Annotated in this window: 22 protein-coding genes, 1 tRNA gene and 1 pseudogene; 10 read left to right on the forward strand and 14 right to left on the reverse strand. The window is 64.0% G+C overall.

All coding sequences use genetic code 11. The features are described 5' to 3' along the window. Positions 1–12: 12 nt before the first annotated feature. On the reverse strand, positions 13–702 hold the full coding sequence (locus tag ACGLHT_RS19050) for an NYN domain-containing protein (protein WP_137164761.1): 690 nt from the start codon (positions 700–702) through the stop codon (positions 13–15). Positions 703–986: 284 nt separating this feature from the next. Between ACGLHT_RS19050 and ACGLHT_RS19055 the strand changes: the two genes are divergently transcribed. Further along, a complete protein-coding gene (locus tag ACGLHT_RS19055; RefSeq protein WP_170978810.1) occupies positions 987–1,571 on the forward strand; it encodes a D-Ala-D-Ala carboxypeptidase family metallohydrolase in 585 nt (194 codons plus the stop codon). On the opposite strand, the gene ACGLHT_RS19060 is transcribed toward ACGLHT_RS19055, so the two are convergent. Beyond that, positions 1,511–2,428 (reverse strand): LysR substrate-binding domain-containing protein, encoded by a 918-nt coding sequence (locus tag ACGLHT_RS19060; protein ID WP_085617302.1) that lies wholly within the window; start codon positions 2,426–2,428, stop codon positions 1,511–1,513. The two genes, ACGLHT_RS19055 and ACGLHT_RS19060, sit on opposite strands and share 61 nt — an antisense overlap. Positions 2,429–2,672: 244 nt before the next feature. Between ACGLHT_RS19060 and ACGLHT_RS19065 the strand changes: the two genes are divergently transcribed. Beyond that, positions 2,673–3,287 (forward strand): LysE family translocator, encoded by a 615-nt coding sequence (locus tag ACGLHT_RS19065; protein WP_025337645.1) that lies wholly within the window; start codon positions 2,673–2,675, stop codon positions 3,285–3,287. Positions 3,288–3,386: 99 nt separating this feature from the next. On the opposite strand, the gene ACGLHT_RS19070 is transcribed toward ACGLHT_RS19065, so the two are convergent. After that, positions 3,387–3,463, reverse strand: a tRNA-Met gene (locus ACGLHT_RS19070). 130 nt (positions 3,464–3,593) lie between these two features. Further along, positions 3,594–4,154 (reverse strand): annotated as a pseudogene (locus ACGLHT_RS19075) (FecR family protein); the annotation flags it as partial. 181 nt (positions 4,155–4,335) lie between these two features. Between ACGLHT_RS19075 and ACGLHT_RS19080 the strand changes: the two are divergent. The 3 genes from ACGLHT_RS19080 to ACGLHT_RS19090 all read left to right on the forward strand — a co-directional run bounded on the left by ACGLHT_RS19080 (position 4,336) and on the right by ACGLHT_RS19090 (position 7,114). Then, the gene (locus tag ACGLHT_RS19080; RefSeq protein ID WP_023661338.1) at positions 4,336–5,550 is read left to right on the forward strand and encodes an MFS transporter; all 1,215 of its coding nucleotides are present in this window, start codon (positions 4,336–4,338) and stop codon (positions 5,548–5,550) included. A 185-nt stretch (positions 5,551–5,735) separates the two neighbouring features. Beyond that, complete coding sequence (locus ACGLHT_RS19085) at positions 5,736–5,873, forward strand: hypothetical protein (RefSeq protein WP_166674214.1); 138 nt, start codon at positions 5,736–5,738, stop codon at positions 5,871–5,873. An 83-nt stretch (positions 5,874–5,956) separates the two neighbouring features. After that, the gene (locus ACGLHT_RS19090; RefSeq protein WP_025337647.1) at positions 5,957–7,114 is read left to right on the forward strand and encodes an MFS transporter; all 1,158 of its coding nucleotides are present in this window, start codon (positions 5,957–5,959) and stop codon (positions 7,112–7,114) included. A gap of 160 nt (positions 7,115–7,274) precedes the next feature. Here the strand turns inward: ACGLHT_RS19090 and ACGLHT_RS19095 are convergent, their stop codons facing one another. The 3 genes from ACGLHT_RS19095 to ACGLHT_RS19105 form a co-directional block, all read right to left on the reverse strand. Then, positions 7,275–9,743, reverse strand: coding sequence for a TonB-dependent receptor (locus ACGLHT_RS19095; protein WP_274119763.1), 2,469 nt, complete (start codon positions 9,741–9,743; stop codon positions 7,275–7,277). 95 nt (positions 9,744–9,838) lie between these two features. After that, on the reverse strand, positions 9,839–10,795 hold the full coding sequence (locus ACGLHT_RS19100; RefSeq protein WP_137162960.1) for a FecR domain-containing protein: 957 nt from the start codon (positions 10,793–10,795) through the stop codon (positions 9,839–9,841). After that, positions 10,782–11,297 carry a sigma-70 family RNA polymerase sigma factor gene (locus ACGLHT_RS19105; protein ID WP_137162961.1) on the reverse strand — a complete coding sequence of 172 codons (516 nt, stop codon included), beginning with the start codon at positions 11,295–11,297 and terminating at the stop codon, positions 10,782–10,784. The genes ACGLHT_RS19100 and ACGLHT_RS19105 overlap by 14 nt, the downstream gene beginning before the upstream one ends. Before the next feature lie 172 nt (positions 11,298–11,469). Between ACGLHT_RS19105 and ACGLHT_RS19110 the strand changes: the two genes are divergently transcribed. The 3 genes from ACGLHT_RS19110 to ACGLHT_RS19120 all read left to right on the forward strand — a co-directional run bounded on the left by ACGLHT_RS19110 (position 11,470) and on the right by ACGLHT_RS19120 (position 15,771). Continuing rightward, positions 11,470–12,096 carry a DNA-3-methyladenine glycosylase gene (locus tag ACGLHT_RS19110; protein ID WP_085592599.1) on the forward strand — a complete coding sequence of 209 codons (627 nt, stop codon included), beginning with the start codon at positions 11,470–11,472 and terminating at the stop codon, positions 12,094–12,096. A gap of 148 nt (positions 12,097–12,244) precedes the next feature. Continuing rightward, the gene (gene ada / locus ACGLHT_RS19115) at positions 12,245–13,303 is read left to right on the forward strand and encodes a bifunctional DNA-binding transcriptional regulator/O6-methylguanine-DNA methyltransferase Ada (protein WP_274119762.1); all 1,059 of its coding nucleotides are present in this window, start codon (positions 12,245–12,247) and stop codon (positions 13,301–13,303) included. A 56-nt stretch (positions 13,304–13,359) separates the two neighbouring features. Next, positions 13,360–15,771, forward strand: coding sequence for a DUF3772 domain-containing protein (locus ACGLHT_RS19120; RefSeq protein ID WP_274119761.1), 2,412 nt, complete (start codon positions 13,360–13,362; stop codon positions 15,769–15,771). Positions 15,772–15,885: 114 nt separating this feature from the next. Here ACGLHT_RS19120 and ACGLHT_RS19125 read toward each other — a convergent pair whose 3' ends face one another. The 6 genes from ACGLHT_RS19125 to ACGLHT_RS19150 all read right to left on the reverse strand — a co-directional run bounded on the left by ACGLHT_RS19125 (position 15,886) and on the right by ACGLHT_RS19150 (position 21,739). Next, a complete protein-coding gene (locus ACGLHT_RS19125; RefSeq protein ID WP_137162964.1) occupies positions 15,886–17,103 on the reverse strand; it encodes a DUF3422 domain-containing protein in 1,218 nt (405 codons plus the stop codon). Positions 17,104–17,285: 182 nt separating this feature from the next. After that, positions 17,286–17,522: a DUF6429 family protein gene (locus tag ACGLHT_RS19130; RefSeq protein ID WP_075043732.1), complete on the reverse strand. Its 237-nt coding sequence runs from the start codon at positions 17,520–17,522 to the stop codon at positions 17,286–17,288. Positions 17,523–17,646: 124 nt separating this feature from the next. Then, on the reverse strand, positions 17,647–17,892 hold the full coding sequence (locus ACGLHT_RS19135; protein ID WP_143493469.1) for a hypothetical protein: 246 nt from the start codon (positions 17,890–17,892) through the stop codon (positions 17,647–17,649). Between the two features lie 419 nt (positions 17,893–18,311). Beyond that, a complete protein-coding gene (locus ACGLHT_RS19140) occupies positions 18,312–19,742 on the reverse strand; it encodes an aldehyde dehydrogenase family protein (RefSeq protein ID WP_274078972.1) in 1,431 nt (476 codons plus the stop codon). A 13-nt stretch (positions 19,743–19,755) separates the two neighbouring features. After that, positions 19,756–21,255 carry a cytosine permease gene (locus ACGLHT_RS19145; RefSeq protein WP_274119760.1) on the reverse strand — a complete coding sequence of 500 codons (1,500 nt, stop codon included), beginning with the start codon at positions 21,253–21,255 and terminating at the stop codon, positions 19,756–19,758. A 94-nt stretch (positions 21,256–21,349) separates the two neighbouring features. Then, complete coding sequence (locus ACGLHT_RS19150; RefSeq protein WP_274119759.1) at positions 21,350–21,739, reverse strand: nuclear transport factor 2 family protein; 390 nt, start codon at positions 21,737–21,739, stop codon at positions 21,350–21,352. A 180-nt stretch (positions 21,740–21,919) separates the two neighbouring features. On the opposite strand from ACGLHT_RS19150, the gene ACGLHT_RS19155 reads away from it, so the two are divergent. Together ACGLHT_RS19155 and ACGLHT_RS19160 are read left to right on the forward strand one after the other, a co-directional pair. Beyond that, positions 21,920–22,909 (forward strand): Fic family protein, encoded by a 990-nt coding sequence (locus tag ACGLHT_RS19155; protein WP_274119758.1) that lies wholly within the window; start codon positions 21,920–21,922, stop codon positions 22,907–22,909. A 306-nt stretch (positions 22,910–23,215) separates the two neighbouring features. Beyond that, on the forward strand, positions 23,216–24,235 hold the full coding sequence (locus ACGLHT_RS19160) for a transporter (protein ID WP_024086247.1): 1,020 nt from the start codon (positions 23,216–23,218) through the stop codon (positions 24,233–24,235). A 15-nt stretch (positions 24,236–24,250) separates the two neighbouring features. Here the strand turns inward: ACGLHT_RS19160 and ehuA are convergent, their stop codons facing one another. After that, complete coding sequence (ehuA, locus tag ACGLHT_RS19165) at positions 24,251–25,045, reverse strand: ectoine/hydroxyectoine ABC transporter ATP-binding protein EhuA (protein ID WP_274119810.1); 795 nt, start codon at positions 25,043–25,045, stop codon at positions 24,251–24,253. Positions 25,046–25,075: the final 30 nt, after the last annotated feature.

Below are 25,075 nucleotides of genomic sequence, written 5' to 3' on the forward strand. Positions count from 1 at the left end.
CGGCTTTCATCATCACCAGTACGCGGGCTTCAGTGCCGGTTTTTTCTGGGTGGGAACCCGATCGGGAAACTGATGGGAGGCTAGTTCGTCCTCCGTTACCATCTGGCGCATCCAGTGGGCGTTATTTCTGAGTGAGCCCGGCAGCGTTCGCTTCATGCCTTTCCGATGCGGCAGGATCACACCCAATCGCAAATCGGGGAAGTCTTCGCGGATGGCTCTCAATGCTGGTGTCAGGTCGGTGTCAGCGGAAACCAATACCAGTTGTTGGACTCGCTGATCCGCTGGGAGCCTACTTTCTTGGGCTGCGAGTCGATACATGCTGATGGCGATGTGTACATCCGTTTCTTTTTCTTCCAGCTTCCAGATAGCCACCTGGTCGAGCCTGGAAGGTGGCGTTTCCTTGTTGACGAAGCGAGGCGCGTTGCGCGGCTCGAGTTGATGCCGGCCGTAATGCACGTCGACACCTTGCGCGATCAAGGCGCGCAGGTAGCTATCCTGCGCCTCTTTTGAAAGGTTCCCGCGGCTGGCGAGCGATGGCTTAACCCCGGAAGTAAAAAAGCTGATGGCTGTCAGTTCGCTGTCAGGTTGTTCGACGCAGAGAATGTGCTTCAGTAAGGCAGGCAGGTTCAGCCACTTGTAGCTTGTGCCTGCCACCAGGCCATAGAACACGTTGTAGCCATCAACAAAACAGGCAGTACGCAAGGGTTTCATTTCCCTGAAAACGAAAAAACCGGCACTAGGCCGGTTTTCTCACCCCAACAGCCGACGAACTGAATCATCGCGTACGAGGCTGAGTAGTGAATGGAATTATGCCACCGTGGCTGAGTCAGTCAACGGGTGTGCATGATCCGGCGAGCAGTTACAGGGCAATGATGGCTGACAATGGCCGATCTTGGGGGATCAATAACTAGGAAGTGTGTTTCCCGGCGTTGCACACGAAATGGCCTGAAACATAAGCATTGAACACGTTAGGCGAAGGAGCCGATATGGGCAGCACAAGGTGCTGGTTGCTGACGCTGGGTTTGGCGTTGGGCGGAGTGGCCCACGCCGACGAACGCGACCTGTGGATGTTCGCCCAGTGGGCTGGCGACCATCACACTCGTCCCTTCCGTGAAATGCTGGTGGATGCCCGCCTTTACGGCATAGTGCCTATCCATCAGCTGCTGCGTTCGGCTTCGGACTGGAAGCTGTGCCACGCGTCCCCCTTCGCCGTGCCGCCTGCCAGCAACTGGCCGGCAGTGCGTTCTACGCTCTCGCTGATCAAGGCGCTCGACGACCAGGGCATCCTGCGCCAGTTCGAGGTGGTTTCGGCCTATCGAGACCCACGCCTGAACGTCTGCGCCGGCGGGGCTACCAACAGCGCCCATACCCGGGCCTTCGCCGTCGATATCCTGCTACCCGACTGGGCGGACCCCAACCCGCTGTGCCGTTTCTGGCAGCAGTATGGCCAGGCCTGGAACATGGGCCTGGGGCGCTATCCGTCCGGGCGGATTCATGTGGATACCGCGGGTTACCGCACCTGGGGTGGTGACGGCCGTGCAGGTTCGTCGTTCTGTATCAAGCCCAGATGAGCCAGGCAGCTCCTGCATTCGCCCATCACCCACGTGGCGAAGCGCTGGCGCTTGCCGTCGTCTTCCAGCGGCTGAGGGCTGAGCAGGTGGTAGGCCGAGCCGTCACGCACAAAGCCGAACGGCGCCTGCAACTGCCCGCTGTCGAGTTCGTCGCGCACCATGAGGGCTGAGGCCATGGCCAGGCCCAGGCCGGCGCTGGCGGCCTGAATCGACAGGTAGAAGTGCTCGTAGTCGCTGCGCTCGGTATGCCGGGCCTGCTGGCCGCTCAGGCGCAGCCAGTTGGGCCAGGCGCCGGGGCGGGTGGCGCTGTGCAGCAGGCGTTGGCCTTCAAGTTGGATGGGGGCGGTGGGGTGGCAGACCGGGCCGATCCATTCGTCGCAGATCTTCTGGTTGTACAGCTGCTTGTCCCAGTGGAAGTCATCGCGGCGAATTGCCAGGTCGACACCACTGCGGGCGAAGTCCAGTGGCCCGCCTGCGGCCACCAGGTGCAACTGCAGGTCGGGATGGGCGGCATGGAAGCGGGGCAGGCGCGGGATCAGCCAGCGCATGGCGATGGTCGGCTCGCACGACAGCACCAGCACGTTGTCGCGGGCCTGTTGTTGCAAGCGCTGCACGGCGCCTTCGAGCTGTTCGAAGATCGCTTGGGTGGTGCCCTGCAAGGCGCGGCCGGCAGGGGTGAGGAAAATGGCCCGGTTGCGGCGCTCGAACAACTCCACACCAAGGCTTTCTTCAAGCAGGCGCACCTGGCGGCTGACTGCGCCATGGGTGACGTGCAGGTGCTCGGCGGCGCGCACGAAGCTCTCGGTTTCGGCGGCGATGTCGAAGTAGCGGAAGGCATTGAGTGGCGGCAGTTTCATGGCATTTGTGTTGCCAGTACCGGCCTCTTCGCGGGCTTGCCCGCTCCCACAGGGTTTCACAGCGACTGAGAGTTGTGGGTTACCTGTGGGAGCGGGCGAGCCCGCGAAGAGGCCGGCACCGGCACTACACCTCTGTGAAGAAAACTATCAGATTTGCTTCACTATAAATCGATTTTTCCTGGGCTATAAGCTTTCGATAATTACCTGGTCTGTGCATTTCCATCGCCTATCGAGAGCCACCAGCATGACCGAACTCATCGCCGTCGCCCTGTTCACCCTGCTTGCCGTCATCAGCCCCGGTGCCGACTTCGCCATGGTCACCCGGAGCAGTTATGCACAGGGCCGCAAGGCCGGGCTGGCTGCCGCCGTGGGCATTGCCCTGGGAGTGCAGGTGCACGTTCTGTACACGGTGCTGGGCATCGCGGTGATCATCAGCCAGAGCCCGACCCTGTTCCTGGGCATGAAAGTGCTGGGCGCGGGTTACCTGGTCTACCTGGGTTACCAGTCGCTGACCAACACCCGGCGCATCAGCCTCGACGGGGTTGCCGCATCGGCTGCCAGCGTAACGCAGGCCCTGCGCACGGGCTTTCTGACCAACGCCCTCAACCCCAAGACCATGCTGTTCGTCATCAGTGCCTTCACCCAGGTGGTGCAGCCTGGCAGCTCGCTGGCGCTGGATTTTGCCTATGGCGCTTTCATGTCCGTTGCCCACTGGCTGTGGTTCAGCCTGGTGGCGGTGTTCTTCTCCAGCACGGCATTGCGCAAGGCGATGATCGAGCGGCAAAGGCTGGTGGACCGGGTAATCGGCCTGGCGCTGATCGGGTTGGGCCTGGCTGTGGCGGTGACCGGCATGCGTTGAGGTAGCGATTGCATGGCCTGTGGGGGAGGGGGCAGGCCTGTGGTATTTTTCGCAGGCAAAGAAAAAGGGCTTACCTTGCGGTAAGCCCTTCGTCTTGTTTGGTGGCTACACAGGGACTTGAACCCCGGACCCCAGCATTATGAATGCTATGCTCTAACCAACTGAGCTATGTAGCCGATGGCGCGCATTATTCTCTTGAACGGCCCCCCTGTCAACACTCATTTCAAAAAAAATTTGCACGCTTTCAAAAACTTAGCGGCCAGGCCCTGGTTCTGCGTTGCCCAACGGCATGTCGCCGGCTTTCTACTGCCCGTTGCGCCAGCCATCGGTGCCCTTGAGGTCGGCTTTCTGTAACGGGCCGATACGCCCGCCATCGAAGGTTACCCGCTCGCCCGCCGATACAAGGCGCTGTTCGCCACCCTGGATAACCATGGCCTTGCCACTGAACACCACCAGTTCGTCATGCCCGGCATGGCGGGCGACCTGCAGGCGGGTACCGAACACCTGGATGCGCGCATCGCCCACTGTCACCTCCATGGCCCGGCCGTCGAGCATCACTTCCAGGTATACCCGGCCCTGCACCAGCTGCAGCTGGCGCGTGCGGCCGCGCAGGTCGGCGTTCATCGCGCTGGCGCTGCCCAGGTGCAGGGTGGTGCCATCGGCCAGGCGGATACTGCGGCGTTCACCTGCATCGGTGTGCAATTCGCTGCCCAGGCGCTGCATCAGCGGCCAGGCCAGGTAGGCTGCAGCGCCCAGCCCCAGCAGGAATAGCAGCGCCAGCCATTTGCCCAGGTGGCTGCGGCGCGTGTTGATCTGCCGTGGGCGGGGGCGGTCAGGCTGCTGCTGATTGGCGAGCATCTGGCTCATGGGTTCGATCTGCTCGCGATAGGGGCCGTTTCGCCCAACGATGACAAGGTATGTGGCAAGGATGCTAATTATATTGATAACCATTTTCAAGTACGTCGCGACAGAGGGATAAAAAAGGTAGCTATGTATCTATTTGTTTCCCGATAATCGGATCCCAAACTGCTGACGGAGATTCAGGCACATGGCTATCAGTAGCGCCTCCACGGCGCCCACCAGTGCGGCGGCGAGCCAAGCCACGCCGCTGGTGATGCGCATCATCGGTTTCTGCGCCCTGGCGCACCTGATCAATGACCTGATCCAGTCGGTGCTGCCGGCGATCTACCCGATGCTCAAGGCCAACTACGACCTGAGCTTCGCCCAGATCGGCATGATTACCCTGACGTTCCAGATCACCGCCTCGCTGCTGCAGCCTTGGGTTGGCTTTTTCACCGATCGCCGACCGGCGCCGAACCTGCTGCCGCTGGGCACCCTGTGTACCCTGGTGGGTATAGTGATGCTGGCCTTCGTCGGCAGCTTCCCCATGATTCTGCTGGCCTCGGCGCTGGTGGGGATCGGTTCGTCGACCTTCCACCCGGAAACCTCGCGTATTGCGCGCCTGGCCTCGGGCGGGCGCTTCGGCCTGGCCCAGTCGACCTTCCAGGTCGGCGGCAACACTGGATCTGCGCTGGGCCCACTGCTGGCGGCGGCCATTGTCATTCCGTTCGGCCAGAGCCACGTGGCCTGGTTCGGCCTGGCTGCGCTGTTCTTCCTCGGCGTCACCCTGATGCTGCGTGGCTGGTACAAGGAGCACCTCAACCAGGCCAAGGCGCGCAAGGCAGTGCAGGCGACCCACGGCATTTCCCGCGGGCGGGTGGTCGCAGCGCTGATCGTGCTGGGCCTGCTGGTGTTCTCCAAGTACTTCTACATGGCCAGCTTTACCAGCTACTTCACCTTCTACCTGATCGAGAAGTTCGATGTGTCGGTGGCCAGCTCGCAGCTGCACCTGTTCCTGTTCCTCGGTGCGGTGGCGGCAGGTACCTTCTTTGGCGGGCCGATCGGTGACCGCATCGGGCGCAAGGCGGTGATCTGGTTCTCGATCCTCGGCGTGGCGCCGTTCACCCTGGTACTGCCGTATGCCGACCTGTTCTGGACCACCGTATTGAGCGTGGTGATCGGCTTTATCCTGGCTTCGGCGTTTTCCGCGATCGTGGTGTATGCGCAGGAGCTGGTGCCGGGCAGCGTGGGCATGATTGCCGGGATCTTCTTCGGGCTGATGTTCGGCTTTGGTGGCATCGGTGCAGCCTTGCTGGGGTATGTGGCGGACCTGCGTGGCATCGAGTACGTGTACGAGGTGTGTTCGTTCCTGCCGTTGTTCGGATTGCTGGCGGTGTTCTTGCCAAGTACCGGCAAGCGCTGAGGTTGCCGGGGCTGCTTTGCAGCCCATCGCGACACAAGGCCGCTCCTACAGGGGACTGCGTACTGTTGTAGGAGCGGCCTTGTGTCGCGAAAGGGCCTCATAGAGGCCCCCTGGGCAATTGACGAGCCAACCTGCGGTGGCCTAGAGTCCGCCTTTTCCCAACCACCTGCGTAGTAGTCAAAGCAATGTGCCGTACCCAGTCCCTGCCAAACGCCCGCCAGCCTGCCTTCCAGGCCCTGCGTCGCGCGTGGCCGAGCGATACGGTGCTCAAGCGTCGCCGCAGCGTGCTGTTTGCCTTCACCTTCTCGCCACACCTCGCCTGAACTGATCTGCGCTTTCGCGTCGCTCGCCGCCCTGGCGTGCGCGCCTGTGTCTGCACGTCTTTTCGGTTTGCAAGGAGTGGTACATGAACATGCGTTTGCTGGCGGGCCTGTTGTTCGCCGTTTCGGTCGTGGGTTTCAGTTTGGGGGCCAGCCTGCCGCTGGTGTCGTTGCGCCTGCATGAAGCCGGTGCGAGCACCCTGGAAATCGGCATCATCTCGGCCATCCCCGCTGCGGGCATGATGCTCTCGGCGTTCCTGGTCGACGCCTGCTGTCGCCACCTCACCCGGCGCACCATCTACCTGCTGTGCTTCAGCCTGTGCACGCTCAGCATTGGCTTGCTCGAGTCGGCGTTCGGCTCGCTGTGGCTGCTGGCGTTGTTGCGCCTGGGCCTGGGGCTGGGCATGGGTATCGCCATCATCCTCGGCGAGTCGTGGGTCAACGAACTGTGCCCGGAGCACAACCGCGGCAAGATCATGGCCCTGTACGCCACCAGCTTCACCGGCTTCCAGGTGCTCGGCCCGGCCATGCTGGCGGTGCTGGGCGCCGACAGCCCATGGATCACCGGTGTGGTCACCGCCTGCTATGGCCTGGCGCTGCTGTGCATCGTGCTGACCGTGCCCAACGACCATGTGGAACATGAAGAGGGTGAAAAGAGCTTCGGCCTGGCCGGTTTCTTCCGTGTGGCGCCGGCGTTGTGCGTGGCGGTGCTGTTCTTCTCGTTCTTCGATGCCGTGGTGCTGTCGCTGCTGCCGGTGTATGCCACCAGCCATGGCTTTGCCGTGGGCGTGGCGGCGCTGATGGTGACCGTGGTGTTTGCCGGTGACATGTTGTTCCAGTTGCCGCTTGGCTGGTTGGCCGACCGGGTGGAGCGCACCGGGCTGCACCTGGTATGCGGGCTGCTGGCGATGGCGATCGGTATCGGCCTGCCCTGGCTGCTGAACCTGACCTGGCTGCTGTGGCCGCTGCTGGTGCTGCTGGGCGCCGTGGCAGGGGGCATCTATACGCTGGCGCTGGTGCTGATCGGGCAGCGCTTCAAGGGGCAGGACCTGGTTACCGCCAATGCCAGCGTGGGCTTGCTGTGGGGTGTGGGTAGCCTGGTCGGGCCGCTGGTCAGCGGTGCGGCGATGGATGTGGCGCCGCATGGTCTGCCCATCGCGCTGGCGCTGATGGCCGGGTTGTTCGTGTGTTTTGCCCGGCAGTCTTACCGGCGCGCGGGGCGGTTGCGGGCGGTGGCGGACTGACGTCCTCCAGGGCTGCGCAATACCTGTGGGAGCGGCCTTGTGTCGCGAAAGGGCCGCAAAGCGGCCCCAGCAATCTGTCCGGGGCAGTTGAAACCCTGGGGCCGCTTCGCGGCCCTTTCGCGACACAAGGCCGCTCCCACAAGGCGACCGTGTTGCCCTTTCAGAAACTCCCGCGCAAGGTCACCGACACATTGCGCGGCTCCCCCCAGTAGTACCCCGTCGCCGTGGTACCGATCTGCCGGTAGTACTTTTTGTCGAAGATGTTGTTGGCGTTCAGTTGCACTGAGTAGTTGTCGTTGATGCGATAACCGAGCATGCCGTTGTACACCGCATACCCCGCCTGGGTCGCCTTGGCCGTGCCGCTTTCGGAATAGATGTCGCTCTGCGCCTGCACGCCGCCGCCAATGGTCCAGGCATCCAGCGTGCCCGGCAGGCGGTAGCTGGTGAACAGCCGCAGCATGTGCTCCGGGTCGGTGGTGCGGATCGCGTTGCCATTGGTGGCTGCCGAGTTCTTCAGGTACTCGGTGGTGTTGTAGGTGTAGCCACCGGTGACCTGCCAGCCCGGCAGCACTTCGCCGGAAATCTCCAGGTCGATGCCCTCGCTGCGGCTCTTGCCCGAGGCGATCTTGCAACGGCCGGTGGTGCCGTTGCAGCCGATCTCCGTGGACATGTCATCCACCGGCGTACCCACCTGGTTGATACGGAAAAACGCCAGGCTGGTGTTCAACCGGCCATCGTAGAACTCGCCCTTGATGCCCGTTTCGTAGGCTTCGCCGATGATCGGGTCGAGCACCGAGTTGTTCTTGTCCACCACTGTCTGCGGGCTGAATATCTCGGTGTAGCTGGCGTACACGCTGAAGTTGTCATTCAGGTCGTAGATCAGCGCCGCGTACGGCACGATCTTCTCATCGACGCTGAACTTGCCGTTGGCTCCGGTGTTGTTTTCCTGCTCGTAGTCATACCAGTTGGCCCGCGCGCCGATGATAGCGGTCAGCGGTTCGGCCAGCGAAATGCGCCAGGTGGCGTGCGCAGCTTGCTGGGTGGTACGGGTGCGCACCGGGTGTGCGGTGATGTCGATGTCCGGCTCGGGCAGGCTGGTTTTCGGGTCCCAGTAGCGGATGTCGTACAGCCCGGAAATTACCCGGTTGGTGGCCGACGCGTAGGAGTCGTTGCGAATCCGTTCGACGCCGACCATCAGCTCGTGGGTGCGGCCAAACAGGTCGAACGGGCCGTTGAGGGTGGCGCTCAGGTTGTTCTGCAGGCTTTCGCCGCCGTCGCCTTCGGTAACCTGGTATTGCATCAGGTACGGGTTGCCGGTGGGGTTCAGGTTGGCCGGTGCGCGCTCCATGTAGGTTTGCTTGAAGCCATGGTCGTCCAGCTCGAAGTGGGTACGCAGGGCCATCAGCTTCAGCGTCCAGTCGTTGTCGAAGCGGTGTTCCAGTTCGGCAAAGGTGTTCAGGTTGCTGCGGTCCCAGCGGTTCCAGTCGGCGCCCAGGTAGGTGCTGCGGCCGAAGGGCAGGGGGGCGCCGCTGGCGTCGGCGGGCAGGTTGCCCCAGGCGCCAGTGGCGTCGAGCTTGGTCCACTCGACACCGGTGGTCAGCGTGGTGCTGTCGTCCAGATCGAAGGCCAGCGAGCCGCCGAACGCTTCCTTGCGCTCCATGCGCGAGTCCTGGAACAGGTCGCGGTCGTCATGCACGGCGATCACCCGCCCGCGTACGTTGCCGGTTTCGGTCAGCGGGCCGGAGATATCGGCCACATAGCGCTGGGCATTCCACGAGCCCAGGGTCACGCTGCCCGTAGCCTGGAAGTCATGGGTCGGGCGCTTGCGCACCAGGTTCACCGTGCCCGACGGGTTGCCGGCGCCACGCAGCATGCCGGTGGCGCCGCGCAGCACTTCGGCGCGGTCGATGAACGCCGAGTCGGTCTGGATGAACGAACCGCCACCGCTGCTCTGCACCACGGTGGCGCCGTCATACTGGATGGCATCGATGGCAAAGCCACGCGAGTAGTACTGCACCCGCTCGCTGTCGGTGTAGTTGACCACCAGCCCGGGTGTCTGCTCCAGCAGGTTGGTCAGGTTGGTGATGTTCTGGTCATCGATGCGCTGGCGGGTTATCACGCTGACCGATTGCGGGGTATGGCGCAGGGTTTGCGGCATCTTGCCGATGGTCACTTCGCCGGTAGTGTAGGAGCCGGTGTGCTCGGTGGTTTCGCCCAGGCGGTCGCTGGAAATGCTGGTCGCGCCCAGCTCAAGGGCGTTTCCCACATCCAGCGCCGGGATCAGCAGGAAGCTGGTTGCGCTTTCCTGCTGGACCTGCACGTTGCTGCCCTGCAACAGAATCGATAGCGCCCCTGCACTGTCATGCCGGCCCTGCACGCCGCGGGTGGTCTTGCCTTGCAGGCTGTTCGCGTCGAACGACAGGCTCAGGCCGCCCTGGCGGGCCAACTGGTCCAGCGCCGGGGCCAGCGGGCCGGCCGGGATGTTCCAGTCGGTCTGCTGGCTCTGGCTGGCCACTGCAGCCTGGGCCATGGCCGGGAAGGCACCGCCAGCTGCCAGGCCAAGGCCGAACACGGCCGCGCGCACGGCACGGCGCAGCCTGTCGTTGCGAGGGGAACACGGGGCAATCATGAAGCGCTCCTGAAGGTTGTGAAGACCACTTTTCGGGTTTTGTTCCTTCAGGCCGGACGAGAATGAGATTCCACCTCATTTATTTTCGGAAATTTTCAGGCCGCACCGATGCTCACCCAATAACGCGTGCGGTAGTCGACCCGCACCGGCAGGCTGCGGGTGAGCAGCTGCAGGATCTGCCCGGTGTCGGCCAGCTGGTAGGTACCGGACACCTTCAGGTCTGCCACTTCCGGGGCACAGCGCAGCAGGCCCGGGCGGTAACGCGCCAGCTCGGCGATGAACTCGCCCAGCGGCATCTGCTGCACGCTGAGCACGCCGTCGGTCCAGCCCCAGGGGTCGCTGTGCAGCGTCACCGCCTGGAAGCTGCCGCTGGCCCACACCTGCAAGGTTTCGCCTGGCAGCACCCGACGTGGCGAGGCCGAGGTGGGGAACAGCGTGACGTCGCCCCGGCGTACCGCCAGCAACAGGCCCTGGTCGTTCTCGCGCAGCAGCAGTTGGCCGTCGAGGGTGGCCAGTTGGCCAATGTGGGTGTCGATGCGGAACGGGCGGTTATCGTTGGGGTTGCTGTCCAGGCTCACCTCGCCACGCACCAGTTGCAGCCGGCGCTGCTCGGCGCTGTAACGCAGGTCGATGGCGCTGGCGGTATTGAGCTGGATGCGGCTGCCATCGCTGCCTTGCAACTGGCGGCGTTCGCCGGTGGCAGTGCTGCTGTCGGCCAGCAGCTGGGGTATGCCCAACGGTTCGCGCGCGGCCCAGCCCAGGCTGCCGCCCACGGCCAGCACGGCCAGCAGCTTGAGGTGGTCGCGGCGGCTGATGCGCTGGCGCTGGCTGCCATCCAGAGTGCGGCGGCTCAGGCCCTTGGGCAGCCCGGCCAGTTCGTCACTGAGGTGGCTGACCCGCTGCCAGGCCAAGGGGTTGTCCGGATGGCTGGCCAGCCAGTGCTGGAACTGCTGCTCGGTACGCGGGCAGGGGCAGTCGAAGCGCAGCTTCACCAGCCAGTCGATGGCCTGGTCGACCTGCGCCTGCGCGGGCGCGCTGTCAGGCGTCGGCATAGCGCAACCGGTAGCAGACGCCCAGGGCCTTGGCCAGGTCCCGCTCGACGGTGGCCCGCGACACACCCAGGCGCAAGGCGATCTGCACGATGCTCAAACCATCGAGCTGAGCCAGCAGGAAAGCCTGGCGGGCACGCGGTTTCAGCTGGTGCAGGGCAAGGTCGAGGCGCGCCAGGGTATCCAGGATGACCAGTCGATCTTCTTCGCTGGGCACTTCGGCTTCGGGGAGGTGAGCCAGGCTTTCCTGGTAGGCCCGTTCCAGCGCGCGGCGGCGGAACTGGTCGATCATCAGGCCGCGGGCGATGCTGCTGAGGTAGGCGCGTGGCTCCTTCAGCGGCGAAAGCTGGCGGGCCCGCAACAGCCGCACGAAGGTATCCTGGGCCAGGTCGGCGGCATGCTCGCTGCAACCGACCCGGCTGCGCAGCCAGCCGCTGAGCCAACGGTGGTGGGCCTGGTAGAGCAGAGCGACCTCGGTCGGCTTGAGCGTGTCGTTGATCCGCATCTTGGCGAAGGCCCGGTCCTGTGGATATATGCGATTGTGAATAGTTCTCAATTCTATGCGGGGACGATGACGCGGAGCAATGGCATGCCAGGAATTAGCCGCGCAAGAACCGGCGTTTGCCCGATGAACGGCTGCGCTAAGCTGGACCTGCAATCGACTTGATGGAGGTGTCATGATCCGGGCCGACCTTTCGCCTGACGCGTACCGCGAGGCCACCGAATACCTGGCGGCGCTCGACCCGGACTGGTCGCGGCATATCGCGGCGACCGGGCCTTGCCTGCACCAGGCCACGCCGGGGCGTGAGCCTTACGAGGTGTTGGTGCGGGCGATTGCCTACCAGCAACTGCATGCCCGTGCTGCCGAGGCAATTCTTGGGCGCTTGCTGGCGCTGTTCCCGGAGGCTGCGTTCCCAGGGCCGGAGCAGTTGTTGGCGGTTACACCAGAAACCATGCGCGCCTGTGGTTTTTCCGCGAGCAAGATGGCGACGATCCAGGGTATTGCCCAGGGCCGCCTGGATGGCCTGGTGCCGAGCCGGGAAGAGGCACTGGCCATGGCTGACGAGGCGTTGATCGAACGGCTGGTGGCATTGCGCGGGGTAGGGCGGTGGACGGTGGAGATGTTGCTGATCTACAGCCTGGCGCGTTCGGACGTTCTGCCGGTCGACGATTTTGGCGTGCGCGAGGGGTATCGGCGGCTGAAAGGGCTGGACAAGGCGCCGACACCGGCGCAAATGCGTTCGCTGGGTGGCGGCTGGCGGCCATACCGTACCGTGGCGGCCTGGTACCTGTGGCGGGCCTGAGGTCTTGCACCGCCTGTGCCGGCCTCTTCGCGGGTAAACCCGCTCCCACAGGTACTGCATCGACTTACAAAGCTGTGGAAGTGCCTGTGGGAGCGGGTTTACCCGCGAAGAGGCCGGCACAGGCAACAACCTATCTGGACATTTACCAATGAACCTCTACACCACCCCCGACCAACGCTGGCAAGCCGTAGAATCCCGCGAAACCGCCGCCACCGGCCACTTCGTCTACGCCGTGCGCACCACCGGCATCTACTGCCACCCCGGTTGCAAATCGCGCCTCGCCAAACGAATCAACGTCGAGTTCTACGACACCCCAGCCGCCGCCGAAGCCGCCGGCTACCGCGCCTGTAAACGTTGCACCGCCACCACCAGCGCCAGCGCCACCCGCCACAGCCAGCTGGTCACCCGCGCCTGCCGGCTGATCGAAGCCAGCGACCCCGCGCCCAGCCTCGATCAACTCAGCGCCCAACTGGCCGTCAGCCCTTTCCACCTGCACCGCCTGTTCAAGGCCGAAACCGGCCTCACCCCCAAGGCCTACGCAACCGCTTTCCGTGCCCGGCGCCTGCGCGCGCACCTGGAAGATGGCCAGCGCTCTGTCACCGATGCCATCTATGACGCCGGCTACAACTCCAACAGCCGTTTCTACGAAAGCGCCGACCAGCGCCTGGGCATGCGCCCGCGGCAATACCGCGCCGGCGGCGCCGGGGCAACCATCCACTTCGCCCTCGGCCAGTGCTCTCTGGGCGCGATCCTGGTGGCCCAGAGCGAGAAGGGCATTTGCGCGATCCTGCTGGGCGACGACCCCGAGGCCCTGCTGCGCGACCTGCAGGACCAGTTCCCCAAGGCCCACCTGGTCGGTGGCGACAGTGCCTACGAACGGTTGGTCGCCGAGGTGGTGGGCTTCGTCGAAGCCCCGGCGCTGGGCCTGGCCTTGCCCCTGGATGTGCAAGGCACTGCGTTCCAGGAGCGGGTGTGGCAGGCCCTGCGCGAGGTGCCGGCCGGCAGCCGGGTCAGCTACACCGACATCGCCGAGCGCATCGGCGCGCCCAAGGCGGTGCGTGCGGTGGCCATGGCCTGCGCGGCCAACCACATCGCTGTGGCCATCCCATGTCATCGGGTGGTGCGCCGCGACGGCGACATCAGCGGCTACCGCTGGGGCGTCGAGCGCAAACAGCAACTGCTCAAACGAGAAACGGCACTCTCCTGATTGCCTGAAGCCGCGTAGAATCCCCCGCCAAATCGAATTGTAAAGAGGAATATTCGATGAGGCGTGTCAGCCTTGCCCGTTTTTGCCCAGGCCTGATGGTTTTGATGGCCTTGATGCTGGCCATTGCCAGCCCGGCCTGGTCGGCCCCGGCCACGCCCTTGTCCAATCTGGCGGTTGCCGAAGCGAACGTGCTGGATGAAAACGCCAGCATCGAGCAGTTGAGCGATCGACTGGACCAGATCCGCCAGGGTGTCACCAGCGAGGCCAACGACGATCTGCTGTCGCAACTGCGCCTGGGCGCCATGCAGGTCCAGCGCCAGGCCGATGCGTTAAGTGCCCTGCGCACCACGGATGTGGAGAAAGTCGACGACAAGCTCAAGGTCATCGGGCCGCTCCAGCCGGACGAGGCCGCCACCCTGACCCAGCAGCGCAAGGAGCTGGAGGCCGAGAAGAAGGCCTTGGTAGCCCAACGGGACCAGGCAACCAAGCTGACCCAGTCGGCCCGCGACCTGTCCACGCAAATCGTCAACCTGCGCCGCAGCCAGTTCAACTCGCAGATCACCAGCCGCGCGGCCTCACCGCTGAGCCCGGCGTTCTGGCAGAGCATCATTCGCCCCACCCAGGACGACGTGGCACGCCTGCGTGACCTGCGTGGCGAGACGGCCGATGCCATCGGTAGTGCCTTCAGCGCCGAAAATCGCTGGCTGTTCATTACCAGCCTGGTGGCGGCAATCCTGGTCTGGACCTTGGTGCGCCGCGTGCTCGAGCGCCTTCTGGCCGACGCCATGGTCAGCTGGCTACCCGAAGGCCGCCTGCGCCGCAGCTCATTGGCGCTGGGCGTGAGCCTGGCAACCCTGGGTACCATCGCCGGTTCGGTCTCGCTGCTGCGATGGGGGCTGGAGAGCAGCGCCGAGCTGGGCGCCGATATTGCCAGCCTGGCCAACCATGTACTTGCCCTGGTGGTGTTCAGCGCCTTCATCACCGGCCTGGGCCGCGCCATGCTGATGCTGCAACGCCCGTCCTGGCGCCTGCCGCCGATTCACGACGAAGTGGCCAGCGCCCTGGGCTGGTTCCCCAAGGTGCTGGCATTGGCGCTGATGGTCATGATGACCATGGAGCGCATCAACAGCGTGATCGGTGCCAGCCTGGCGCTGACCGTGGCGGTCAACGGCCTGACCGCGCTGGTAGTGGCGGTCACCTTCGCCGGTGCGCTGCTGCGTTACCGCCGCACCCTGCGCAAGCATGACCTGGAGCGCCCCACGGGCCTGGCCGGGCTGATCCCGTTCGTGATGGTCATCTGGCTGACGCTGATCCTGCTGGCCCTGCTCGCCGGTTACCTGACACTCGCCTACTTCCTCACCGCCAAGCTGCTGTGGGTCAGCCTGGTGATCACCTGTGCCTACCTGCTGACCACGTTCTTTGGCGACCTCTGCGAAACCCTGCTGTCGCCCCGCCAGCCCGGCGGCCTGGCGCTGGCCTCGACCTTGGGCTTGGCGCCGCGTCACCAGGCGCAGGCCAGTACCATCCTGGCCGGCATCGGCCGCACCGTGGTGCTGTTCCTGGCGTTGTTGCTGGCATTGATGCCATCGGGCACCAGCCCCAGCGAACTGCTGCTGAGCCTGGGTGATTGGGACGAGACCGGCGGAAAGCTGCTGGGCAACATGAACATTGTCCCCCAGGACATCCTGTTGGCGGTGGTGATGTTCCTCGGCGGCCTGTTCGCCATCCGCGTGGTCAAGCGCTGGCTGAGCGATCGTCTGCTGCCGGAAACCGACATGGACGCCGGCATGCGTGCCTCGCTGGTGACCCTGGTGGGTTACCTGGGCTTCATCTTCCTGGCCATGCTGGTGATGTCGACCCTGCGCATCAACCTCACCAGCCTGACCTGGGTGGTCAGTGCCCTGTCGGTGGGTATCGGTTTCGGCTTGCAGCAGATCGTGCAGAACTTCATTTCCGGCCTGATCCTGCTGACCGAGCGCCCGGTCAAGGTGGGCGACTGGGTCAGCCTGGCGGGCGTCGAGGGCGACATTCGCCGTATCAACGTGCGCGCCACCGAGATCCAGATGTCCGACCGCTCGACGGTTATCGTGCCCAACTCGCAGTTCATCTCGCAGAACGTGCGCAACGTGACCATGGGCAATGCCCTTGGCGTGGTCGGCATTACCCTGACCATGCCGCTGGAGACCGATGCCAACCGCGTGCGTGAACTGCTGCTGGCGGCTTACCAGGAGCACGAGGCGATTCTGGATGCGCCGGCCACCTCGGTCACCTTCAAGGACCTGACCAGCAGCGGCATGGTGATAGGTGTGAGTGGTTACGTGGCGGGGCCGCGGCAGGTGTCCGGTACGCGCAGTGACCTGTTGTTCACCATTCTTGGGCGCCTGCGTGATGAAGGTATTGCCCTGTCGTCGCCGCAGAGCATGGTGTTGGTGCAAGAGAATGCACGGCCGGCTGACGAGCCGGTGTGAGCATCGGGGGCTGCGTTGCAGCCCATCGCGACACAAGGCCGCTCCTACAGGAAATGTGCAGTCCCTGTAGGAGCGGCCTTGTGTCGCGATAGGGGCGCAAGGCGCCCCCAATCCTCAATGCTGCTTGGCCTGCCTGATCCTCAGCAAAATCACCAGCAACACCAACAGCACAGGCGGCGCCATGGCCAACAGCCCATCCCGCGCCGTCAGCCCCAACCCCAGCACATTCAGCCCGCCATACAGCAGCTTGAACAAGTTCAGCAGGTAGTAGGTGATGGCAATGATCGACAGCCCCTCCACCGCCCGCTGGATCTTCACCTGGGCATCGGCCCGGGCATTGAGGCTGCGCAGGATCTCGGCGTTCTGTTCTTCCATCTCCACTTGTACCCGTGCCTGCAACAGGTCGCCCAGGTTGGCCACATTCTTCGCCAACTGCTCCAGGCGCTGCTCGGTGGCCGCGCAGTAGCGCACGGTCGGTTTGAACCGGCGTTCGATGAACACCCCCAGGCGCTGGCAGTCGCCCACATGGCTTTCCCGCAGCTCGCCCAGGCGCTCGAACACCAGTTGCGCATAGGCTTGCGTGGCACCGAAGCGGTGGCGGGTTTTCACCGTGCGGCTGACTACCTGGCGTGACAGGTGGGCAATGGCCTCCAGCAACCCTTTGGAATCATGGCCATCGACCCCGGCACTGCGCTCCGAGAGGCTGACCAGGGTTTTGTCGAAGGCATCCAGTTCCTGGCTCAGGTCCTTGGCCGTGGTCAAGGTCAGCGAGGCCATCATGCGGTAGGTCTCGATCTCCAGCAGACGGCGGATCATGCGGCCCTGGCGGTAGGCATTGAGGCGACGGTTGATGAACAGGAAGCGGTTGGTGCCGTCTTCGGTCAGGCGAAAATCGCTCCACACCACCGCATCGCCACCGCCGACGCAGGAGCCGCACGGGTCCTTGAAACCGTAGTGGGGCAGGTCCAGTTCCTGTTCGTCACGGACCAGCACCTGCACCGCGTTGATCACCTGCGCCGCTTGCGGGGCGATAGCCTCGGCCAGCACCGGCGGCAGCGTTTGCCACTCGGTGTCGGCGGCAGTGCAGGGCACCACCAGGGTCAGGGTGAAGAACTCGGTGTGCCGTTCCCACTTGAACGGATGACCATCCAGGCGGGTGATGCCTTGGGCGGCAGCGGTGTCCAGGGCATCCGGGCAGCAGCGTTGCAGCAGTGCCGCACAGGCAGCATCGCCGCCGAGCAAGGCCAGGTGGAAGACATGCGCCGGGCCGTCGAAATACAGCGACGGGCGGGCGTGCAGTTCGTTGTGCAAGGCGGTGCGTTGAGGGTGCATGGGTGGTCCGGCCTGGTGTTGTGATTGTGGGGGTACCAGGAAGTGGGACTTTGCGGGGGGAGGGGAAAGTCACGCGGGCGCAGAGTTTTGTGTCGCCTGTGCCGGCCTCTTCGCGGGCAAGCCCGCTCCCACAGGTAGCACGCTGCCCTTCAGGCCTGCGCCGCAAAGAAGTCCCGGTATCATTACTGTTCGGGCTTTTCAGCGAACAGCTGATCTGCGATTTGCTTCCCTCGCTCCATGCCTTCAGGTGTCAACCGAACTGATTTCGCCTTGCCCCGCGGTTGAGTAATAAAGCCCTGCTCATGCAGATTGTTCATTACCTCGAAGTCAAAACCTTTCCAGGCACTGCCTCCGTTGAAGCTGAAGGTGGCTAACAGGGCAAGTACAGCTTCTTCGATCAACTTGTCGTCATAGGTCATGATCTCGGCCTCGTTCAGTGCAGCATCTATGTGTCGCTGCCAGCGACATGTTTGCCAAACGTGTTCTCGAAATGGCGTTTTTGCGACACATCCTGTGAAGCCTGTACCGGCCTCTTCGCGGGCCTTATTCGCGGTTCAACAGCAACTGGTTGAGCGCCCGGGTCATTTGCACGTTATGCACAGTATTGACCAACAACCCGATGCCCGGTTCGCCAGCGTTGGCGCAGATGTATTCGTCGAGGCTGTCCTCGATGCCAAGCAGCAACTGCGAGACGTATCGCAGTGCCTCGGGTGAGGGCAAGTCGTTGTTGATGGTGTAGAACGGGCGGGAGCCAGGTTTTACAGGTGGATCGGGCACAAGTTTATTCATTGCGTTTCCCCAGGTCGGTCAGGAGCTACCACCCCATTCCCTCTCACAGGATCGGGTGGCAGCCGTACGCGGGGTGAGAGACCGGAGACCTAGGAACCCGGCCAGGACCAAGCCTGCCCGCGCACAGCTACCGTTGAGGTTGCAACCAGATCAGCACGGGCTCTCACACCCGGTCGCCATTTGTGACGACCCGGGGAAATTAGCCCTGATGCTCCTGTTCAACAACAGAGAAACGGCTGCGGCGCGGGTAGGATAATTCCCAAGCTACTTCCAGCTGAAGCATTTGGTTTCAGGTTGGGAAAAGTCTTACATCTGAGGGGCCAAGGCGAGGGCTTCGTCCTCGATCGCCGGCAAGCCAGCTCCCACAGGGATTGCATATGGCTTGCCGGCGAAAGGGCCGCAAAGCGGCCCCGGAAACCTCAACCCAGACAGCGCGTCACATGCTTGACCGATTGGTAGGCCGACAACCCCCAAGGCCCCAGCTCACGCCCGATCCCGCTGCCCTTGGTGCCACCCCACGAGGTCTCGACGAACACCGCCTGCACCGAGTTGATCCACACATGGCCAACCTCCAGCGCATCGGCCACCCGCTCGGCGCGCTCCAGGTCGGCGGAGCACACCGTAGCCACCAGCCCGAAGCGGCTATCGTTGGCCTCGGCAATCGCCTGTTCCTCGGTCGCAAAGCGACGCGCGCACAGCACCGGGCCAAAGATTTCCTCGGTCCACAGGCGGCTGTCTTTCGGCACATCGGCATACAGCGTCGGGCTGACGAACCAGCCATCACGGTCCAGCGCCTTGCCACCGGCCAGACACTGCAGGCCTTCCTCACGCGCCGTGGCAAAGTAGCCGGCCACCTTCAGCCACTGCGCCTGGCTGGTCAGCGGCCCCATTTCGACCTCTTCGGTCAATGGATTACCGACCCGTAGCTGTTCCAGTGCGGCCTGCAAACGCGGCAGCAATGCATCGGCAATGCCGTCCTGCACCAGCAGCCGCGAAGTGGCCGAGCACATCTGCCCGGCGTTCCAGGTAATGCCGGCGACGATCCACTCCACCGCCTGGCCCACGTCGCAATCATCGAACACCACGATCGCCGACTTGCCGCCCAGCTCCAGCGTCACTGGCCGGCACTGCGCCGAAGCGCTGCGCATTACCTGGCTGCCGACACTATTGCTGCCGGTGAACGACAGCTTGTCCAGGCCATTGTGGTTGCTCAGCGCAGCACCGGTCTCGGCCTTGCCGTTGACGATGTTCAGCACCCCGGGCGGCAGCCCCAGGGCATCGGCGATCTGGCCGTAGGCCTGTTCGATCAGCGGGGTGACTTCCGACGGCTTGAGCACCACGGTGCAACCGGCGGCCAGGGCCGGGGCGAGCTTCCAGGCGCTGGTCACCAGCGGGAAGTTCCATGGCACGATCAGGCCGACCACGCCCACCGGTTCCAGGCGGGTACGAGCGCTGAAGCCCGGCGCAGCCAACGGTACTTCAATGTTCTTCGATGGCAGTTGCTCGGCCAGTTCGGCGTAGTAGCCGAAGGTGGCGATAGCGTCGTCCAGGTCGATTTCCGCCTCGTGACGTGGCTTGCCGTTGTTGCGCATCTGCAAGGTGATCAACGCTTCGCGGCGCTGCCCGAGCTGTTCGGCAAAGCCGCGCAGGTAGGCGGCGCGTTCGCTGGCGCTGGTGTTTTTCCAGGCGGGCAGGGCGCCACGGGCAGCGGTCACGGCCTGGTCTACCTGGGCGACGCTGGCGGCCATCAGTTCGGCAAACGGTTGCCCAAGGGCCGGGTCATTGACGCTGATGCAGTCGCTGCCCTGGCCTTCGACCCAGCGGCCGGCAATGTAGTGGGAAGTGGTCATGGTCGGTTTCCAGTCAGGCCATTTCGGCGGTGGTTACCGGCGTGTGCGCGGTGCTTTTGCAACGCACCCAACGCGGGCCCTGGGGGCCATACACTCCGGCAGGTTCGGGGAACAGGTTGAGCAGCAGCAGGTACAGCACGCCGGCCAGCCCCAGGGTGACAGGCAGGCTCAGGTCGATGCCGCCGGCCAGGTCGCCCAGCGGGCCGACGAACTGCCCTGGCAGGTTGACGAAGCACAGGCCCACCGCCGCGCTGGGGATCCACGCCCCCATGCCGCGCCAGTTCCAGCCATGCAGGAACCAGTAGTGGCCGCCACGCTGGCCGCGGGTGAACACCTGCAGGTCGTCGGCATGGTAGAAGCCGCGGCGGGTGATCAGGCCGAGGCTCATGATCACCATCCACGGGCTGGTGCAGGTGATGATCAGCACGGCGAAGGTCGACACGCTCTGCACCAGGTTGAAGGTGAAGCGGCCGACGAAGATGAAGCCGATCGCCAGCACGCCGATCAGCAGTGTGGCGCCGGCACGGCTGAGCAGGCGTGGGAACACGCTGGACATGTCCAGGCCGGTGCCGTACAGCGCCGTGGTGCCGGTGGACATGCCGCCGATCACCGCAATCAGGCACACCGGCAGGAAGAACCAGCTTGGCGCCACCGCCAGCAGGCCACCGACGTAGTTGTTGGCGGCGATGTAGTCCGGTGCCTGGGTGGCCACCAGGGTGGCGGTGCACAGGCCGAACAGGAACGGGATCAGTGTCGCGCCCTGGGCCGCGATCACCGCCAGCATGATGCGCGCCTTGGGCGTTTCACGCGGGATGTAGCGCGACCAGTCGCCGAGGAACGCACCGAACGACACCGGGTTGCTCATGGCCAGGATCGCCGCACCGACGAATGCCGCCCAGAAGCCCGCCTGACCGAGGTTTACGCTGCCCGCATAACCAGCGTCGAACGGCCCGGCAAAGGCAACGATGCCCAGCAGGAACAGCAGGCTCGAGGCCCACACGGCAATCTTGTTGACCCACAGCATGAAGCGGAAGCCGAAGATGCACACCACCAGCACCAGCACCGCGAACAGGCCATAGGCCAGGCCCAGGGTCAGGTCGGTTTCCGGCAGGCCGGCCAGGCGCTTGGCGCCGCCGACCAGGGCGTCGCCCGAGCTCCACACCGACAGCGAAAAGAACGCCACCGCGGTGAGCAGCGACAGGAACGAACCGACGATGCGCCCGTGCACGCCAAAGTGCGCACCCGACGATACTGCGTTGTTGGTGCCGTTGAGGGCGCCGAACAGGCCCATGGGCGCAAGGATCAGCGCGCCCACGCCGACGCCGAGCAGGATCGCCCACACTCCGGCCTGGAACGACAGCCCGAACAGCACCGGGAAGCTGCCCAGCACGGCCGTGGCGAAGGTATTGGCGCCGCCGAAGATCAGGCGGAACAGGTCCAGCGGGGAGGCGTCGCGTTGATCGTCGGGGATCTGTTCGACGCCGTTGGTCTCGATACCGGTCGAGTGGCTCATGGTGATGCTCCAGCGCGGTTGTTGTGGGCCGGCGCAGTACGCAGGCCTTATTGTGGGTGCGATGGCAGGGCGGCAGGGCCGCGTAAATGGATGATCAGGCCGGCGATGCGACCGACAGGTGCTCGTGGCAGGCCAGCCACCTTTCGCCGTGGCGGCGGAAGACAATGGTTTCGCGCTCGCTCAACTGGTGTTCTTCGCCGGCGATGCGGATGTGCGTGGCCACATCATGCATGAAGATCGCCACGTCACCTTGCAGGCTCACCTGGGCATTGCCCGATTCGCAGGCGAGCACCGCAAACCCGTCGGCCTGCCACTGGGCCCAGAGTTGCTCGTAGGCATGGCGCGACAGCAGCGGTTGCGGCAGGGTGTGGAAAAGGAAGGTGGCGTCTTCGCTGAAGCAGGCGAAATAGCGAGCGGTGTCGTTGCTGGCGAATGCCGCAACGAGGTCGGCGGCGGCTTGCCGTACCTGGAGTGTCTGGTCCACAGGAGTGGCCTCACGGTTCTTGTGATTGTGGTGAAGCGATTCTGGTGGCGGTTGGCGAGGGGAAAAATCGCTGCGGGCAAATAATCAGTTCAGGAATTTGTGAAGTGATGGCTGCGCTTTCTTTACCCCCCGCGTGATCTGTGGATTAAGGTGACAGCTGATCCCCATGGGCTGTAGGCAATGAGCAATTACCAACCACCACTGACGGTGACACCCCGCATTCTGGCTCTGGTTGCCGAAATCAGCGAGCAAGTGGGATTGTTGACTGCCTACCGTGATGGCGCGCTGACGCCACAGCTGCGCCGAGGCAACCGTATCCGCACCATCCAGGCGTCGCTCGCCATCGAGAACAACACCCTGAGCGTGGAGCAGGTAACCGCCTTGCTGGATGGCAAGCGGGTTCTGGGCTTGCCACGTGAAATCCAGGAAGTCCGTAACGCGTTCGCGACCTACGATGCGATGCCTGGTTGGCGCGCTGAGTCCCAGGACGATCTGCTCACTGCGCACGGCATGCTGATGCATGGGCTTATAGATGACGCTGGCCGCTACCGGCGTGGAGGGGGGGGCATCTATCGCGGCACTCACCTGCTGCATATGGCGCCACCGGCCAGCCGGGTGGCGACGCTGGTGCGGGATTTGTTGCACTGGCTCGCGAACAACGATTGGCATCCGCTGATTACCAGTTGTGTATTCCACTACGAGTTTGAATTCATCCACCCATTTGCTGACGGTAATGGGCGAATGGGACGGTTATGGCAGACCCTTCTCCTCAGCCAGTGGCGGCCGGTGTTGGCGTACCTGCCGGTGGAAACCGTTATTCGTGAGCAGCAGGACGCTTACTACGCTGCCCTGGCCGCCGCCGACCAAGCTGCTGAAGCAACCCCATTTGTCGAATTCATGCTCGAAGCCTTGTTGCAGGCGCTTATCGAAGCAGAAGACAGTGACCAAGTAACCGACCAAGTAACCGACCAAGTAGCGAGTCTCTTGAATGTGCTGCCTGCAGGCGTTGCTTTGAAGAGCAGCGAATTGATGCACCAGCTGGGCCTCTCGCACCGTGGCACATTCCGCAAGAGTTACTTGTACCCGGCACTCGCTGCCGGGTTGATCGAAATGACCGATCCCGAATCGCCACGGAGCCCCAAACAGCAGTATCGGCGGGTTGCAAGGTAGGTTTCGCGCCGCGCACCCTGTGGGAGCGGGCGTGCCCGTTCTCACAAGACTGCACATAACTCATTGAATTAGCAGGGACCCTGTGGGAGCGGCTTTAGCCGCGAACACCGGCGCAGCCGGTGCCAGGCACCGCGTTGGATTCTTCGCGGCTAAAGCCGCTCCCACAGGGTATGCGGACCGCTTGCGAATTCGGCTCTCTACGCGACAGCGCAGCCCAAAGGGCTTTCCGCTATCCAGCTGTCATCTGACTGCAACGAATATTCAGCAACCTTTCTGCCATCTCCCCGTGCCTCATTGCGAGTTCGAATGGGCCATCCCGCGCTGCATCTGCCACAGGACCACGACCTGTTCGGCCTGCTCTACGCCTTCGCCTTCCGTCCTGGCCAGCCGGGGCGCGAAATCGATTCGGCGCAGTTGTTGCGCACGCTCGGCCAGCCGCTGGAACCTGGCGAGTTTCTCTGGGTGCACCTGAACCTGGCCCACGCTGCCTGCGAACGCTGGCTGCGCACCCACCTGCAGTTGCCCGAAGCCTTCTTCGAAACCCTGCGCGAAGGTTCGCGCTCGACCCGTATCGAACACGCCGACTCGGCGCTGCTGGCGGTGGTCAACGATGTGGTGTTCAACTTCGGCCTGGTGTCCTCGGACATCTCCACGCTGTGGGCCTGCGCCAGCAGCCAGTTGCTGGTGAGCGCGCGGTTGCAGCCGCTGCATTCGGTGGACAAGCTGCGCTCGTCGGTCAAGCATGGCGAGCGCTTTCATTCGTCCATCGAGTTGCTGGTCCATCTGTTGCGCGACCAGGGTGATGTGCTGACCCAGATCGTGCGTGAAACCACCACCAGCGTCGACCGCATCGAAGACCAGTTGCTGTCCCAGCGCCTGAGCGACAACCGCGCCGAACTGGGCAGCATGCGCCGGGTGCTGGTGCGCCTGCAGCGCCTGCTGGCGCTGGAGCCGGGGGCGCTGCTGCGCCTGCTCAACCGGCCGCCCGACTGGCTGCAGGAACAGGACATACGCCAGCTGCGGGCGGCCACAGAAGAGTTCACCCTGGTGATCAGCGACCTCACCGCCCTCGGTGAGCGGATCAAGCTGCTGCAGGAAGAAATCGCCGCCAAGCTCAACGAACAGACCAACCGCACCCTGTTCACCCTGACCGTGGTGACCGTGCTGGCGCTGCCCATCAACATCATCGCCGGTTTCTTCGGCATGAACGTCGGGGGTGTGCCGCTGGCGGAAAACCCCCATGGTTTCTGGGTGCTGGTGGCCCTGGTGGCGACCTTCACCGTGCTGGTGGGGCGCTGGGCGTTTCGCAAGCGGCGCGAGTACTGAAGCGACAATCGTCGGTCAGTTCGCCTCCCGCACTGCACTGAGGAACGCCCGGGTCCGCTCCTGTTGCGGGTTTTCGTAGATCTGCGCCGGCGTCCCCTGTTCGTGGATCTGCCCCTTGTAGAAGAAGCACACTCGATCCGCGAACTCCCTGGCAAAGCCCATCTGATGCGTCACCATCAGCATGGTCAGGTTGTGCTCGCTGCCCAACCGGCGGATCACGTTCAGCACTTCGCCACACAGTTCCGGGTCCAGCGCCGAGGTCACTTCGTCGAACAGCATCACCTTGGGCCGCATCGCCAGCGCCCGGGCAATCGCCACGCGCTGTTGCTGGCCACCGGACAACTGCGACGGGTAATGCTCGAACTTGTTGCCCAGGCCAACCATCTCCAGCAGCTCGGCAGCCCGTTCGCGCGCCTCGGCCGGCTTCACGCCCAACACCTGGACCGGGGCCTCGATCACGTTCTGCAAGGCACTCATGTGCGGGAACAGGTTGAAACTCTGGAACACCATGCCGATCTTCGCCCGCACTTTGCGTACATGGCGCTCGTTGGCGATGAGCTGCGCGCCGTTGCGCCCGGGCATGTGGGTGAGCGATTCGCCATCGACTTCGATCATGCCCTGGTCGATGCCCTCAAGCGTCATCAGTACCCGCAGCAACGTCGACTTGCCCGAGCCGCTGGGGCCGATGATCGCCACCTTTTCGCCGGGGGCGACATCGAGGTTGAGGCCGTCGAGCACGGTGAAGCTGCCGTAGCGTTTGGTCACGTCCCTGAAGCTGACGATCGGTTGGGCAATGGCCGGTGTGGGCATGTGGGTGCCCAGCGGCTGGGTGGCGGTGGC

Origin of the sequence: Pseudomonas sp. PsB (genome assembly GCF_043658375.1) — a bacterium.
Lineage (GTDB): Bacteria > Pseudomonadota > Gammaproteobacteria > Pseudomonadales > Pseudomonadaceae > Aquipseudomonas > Aquipseudomonas putida_Z.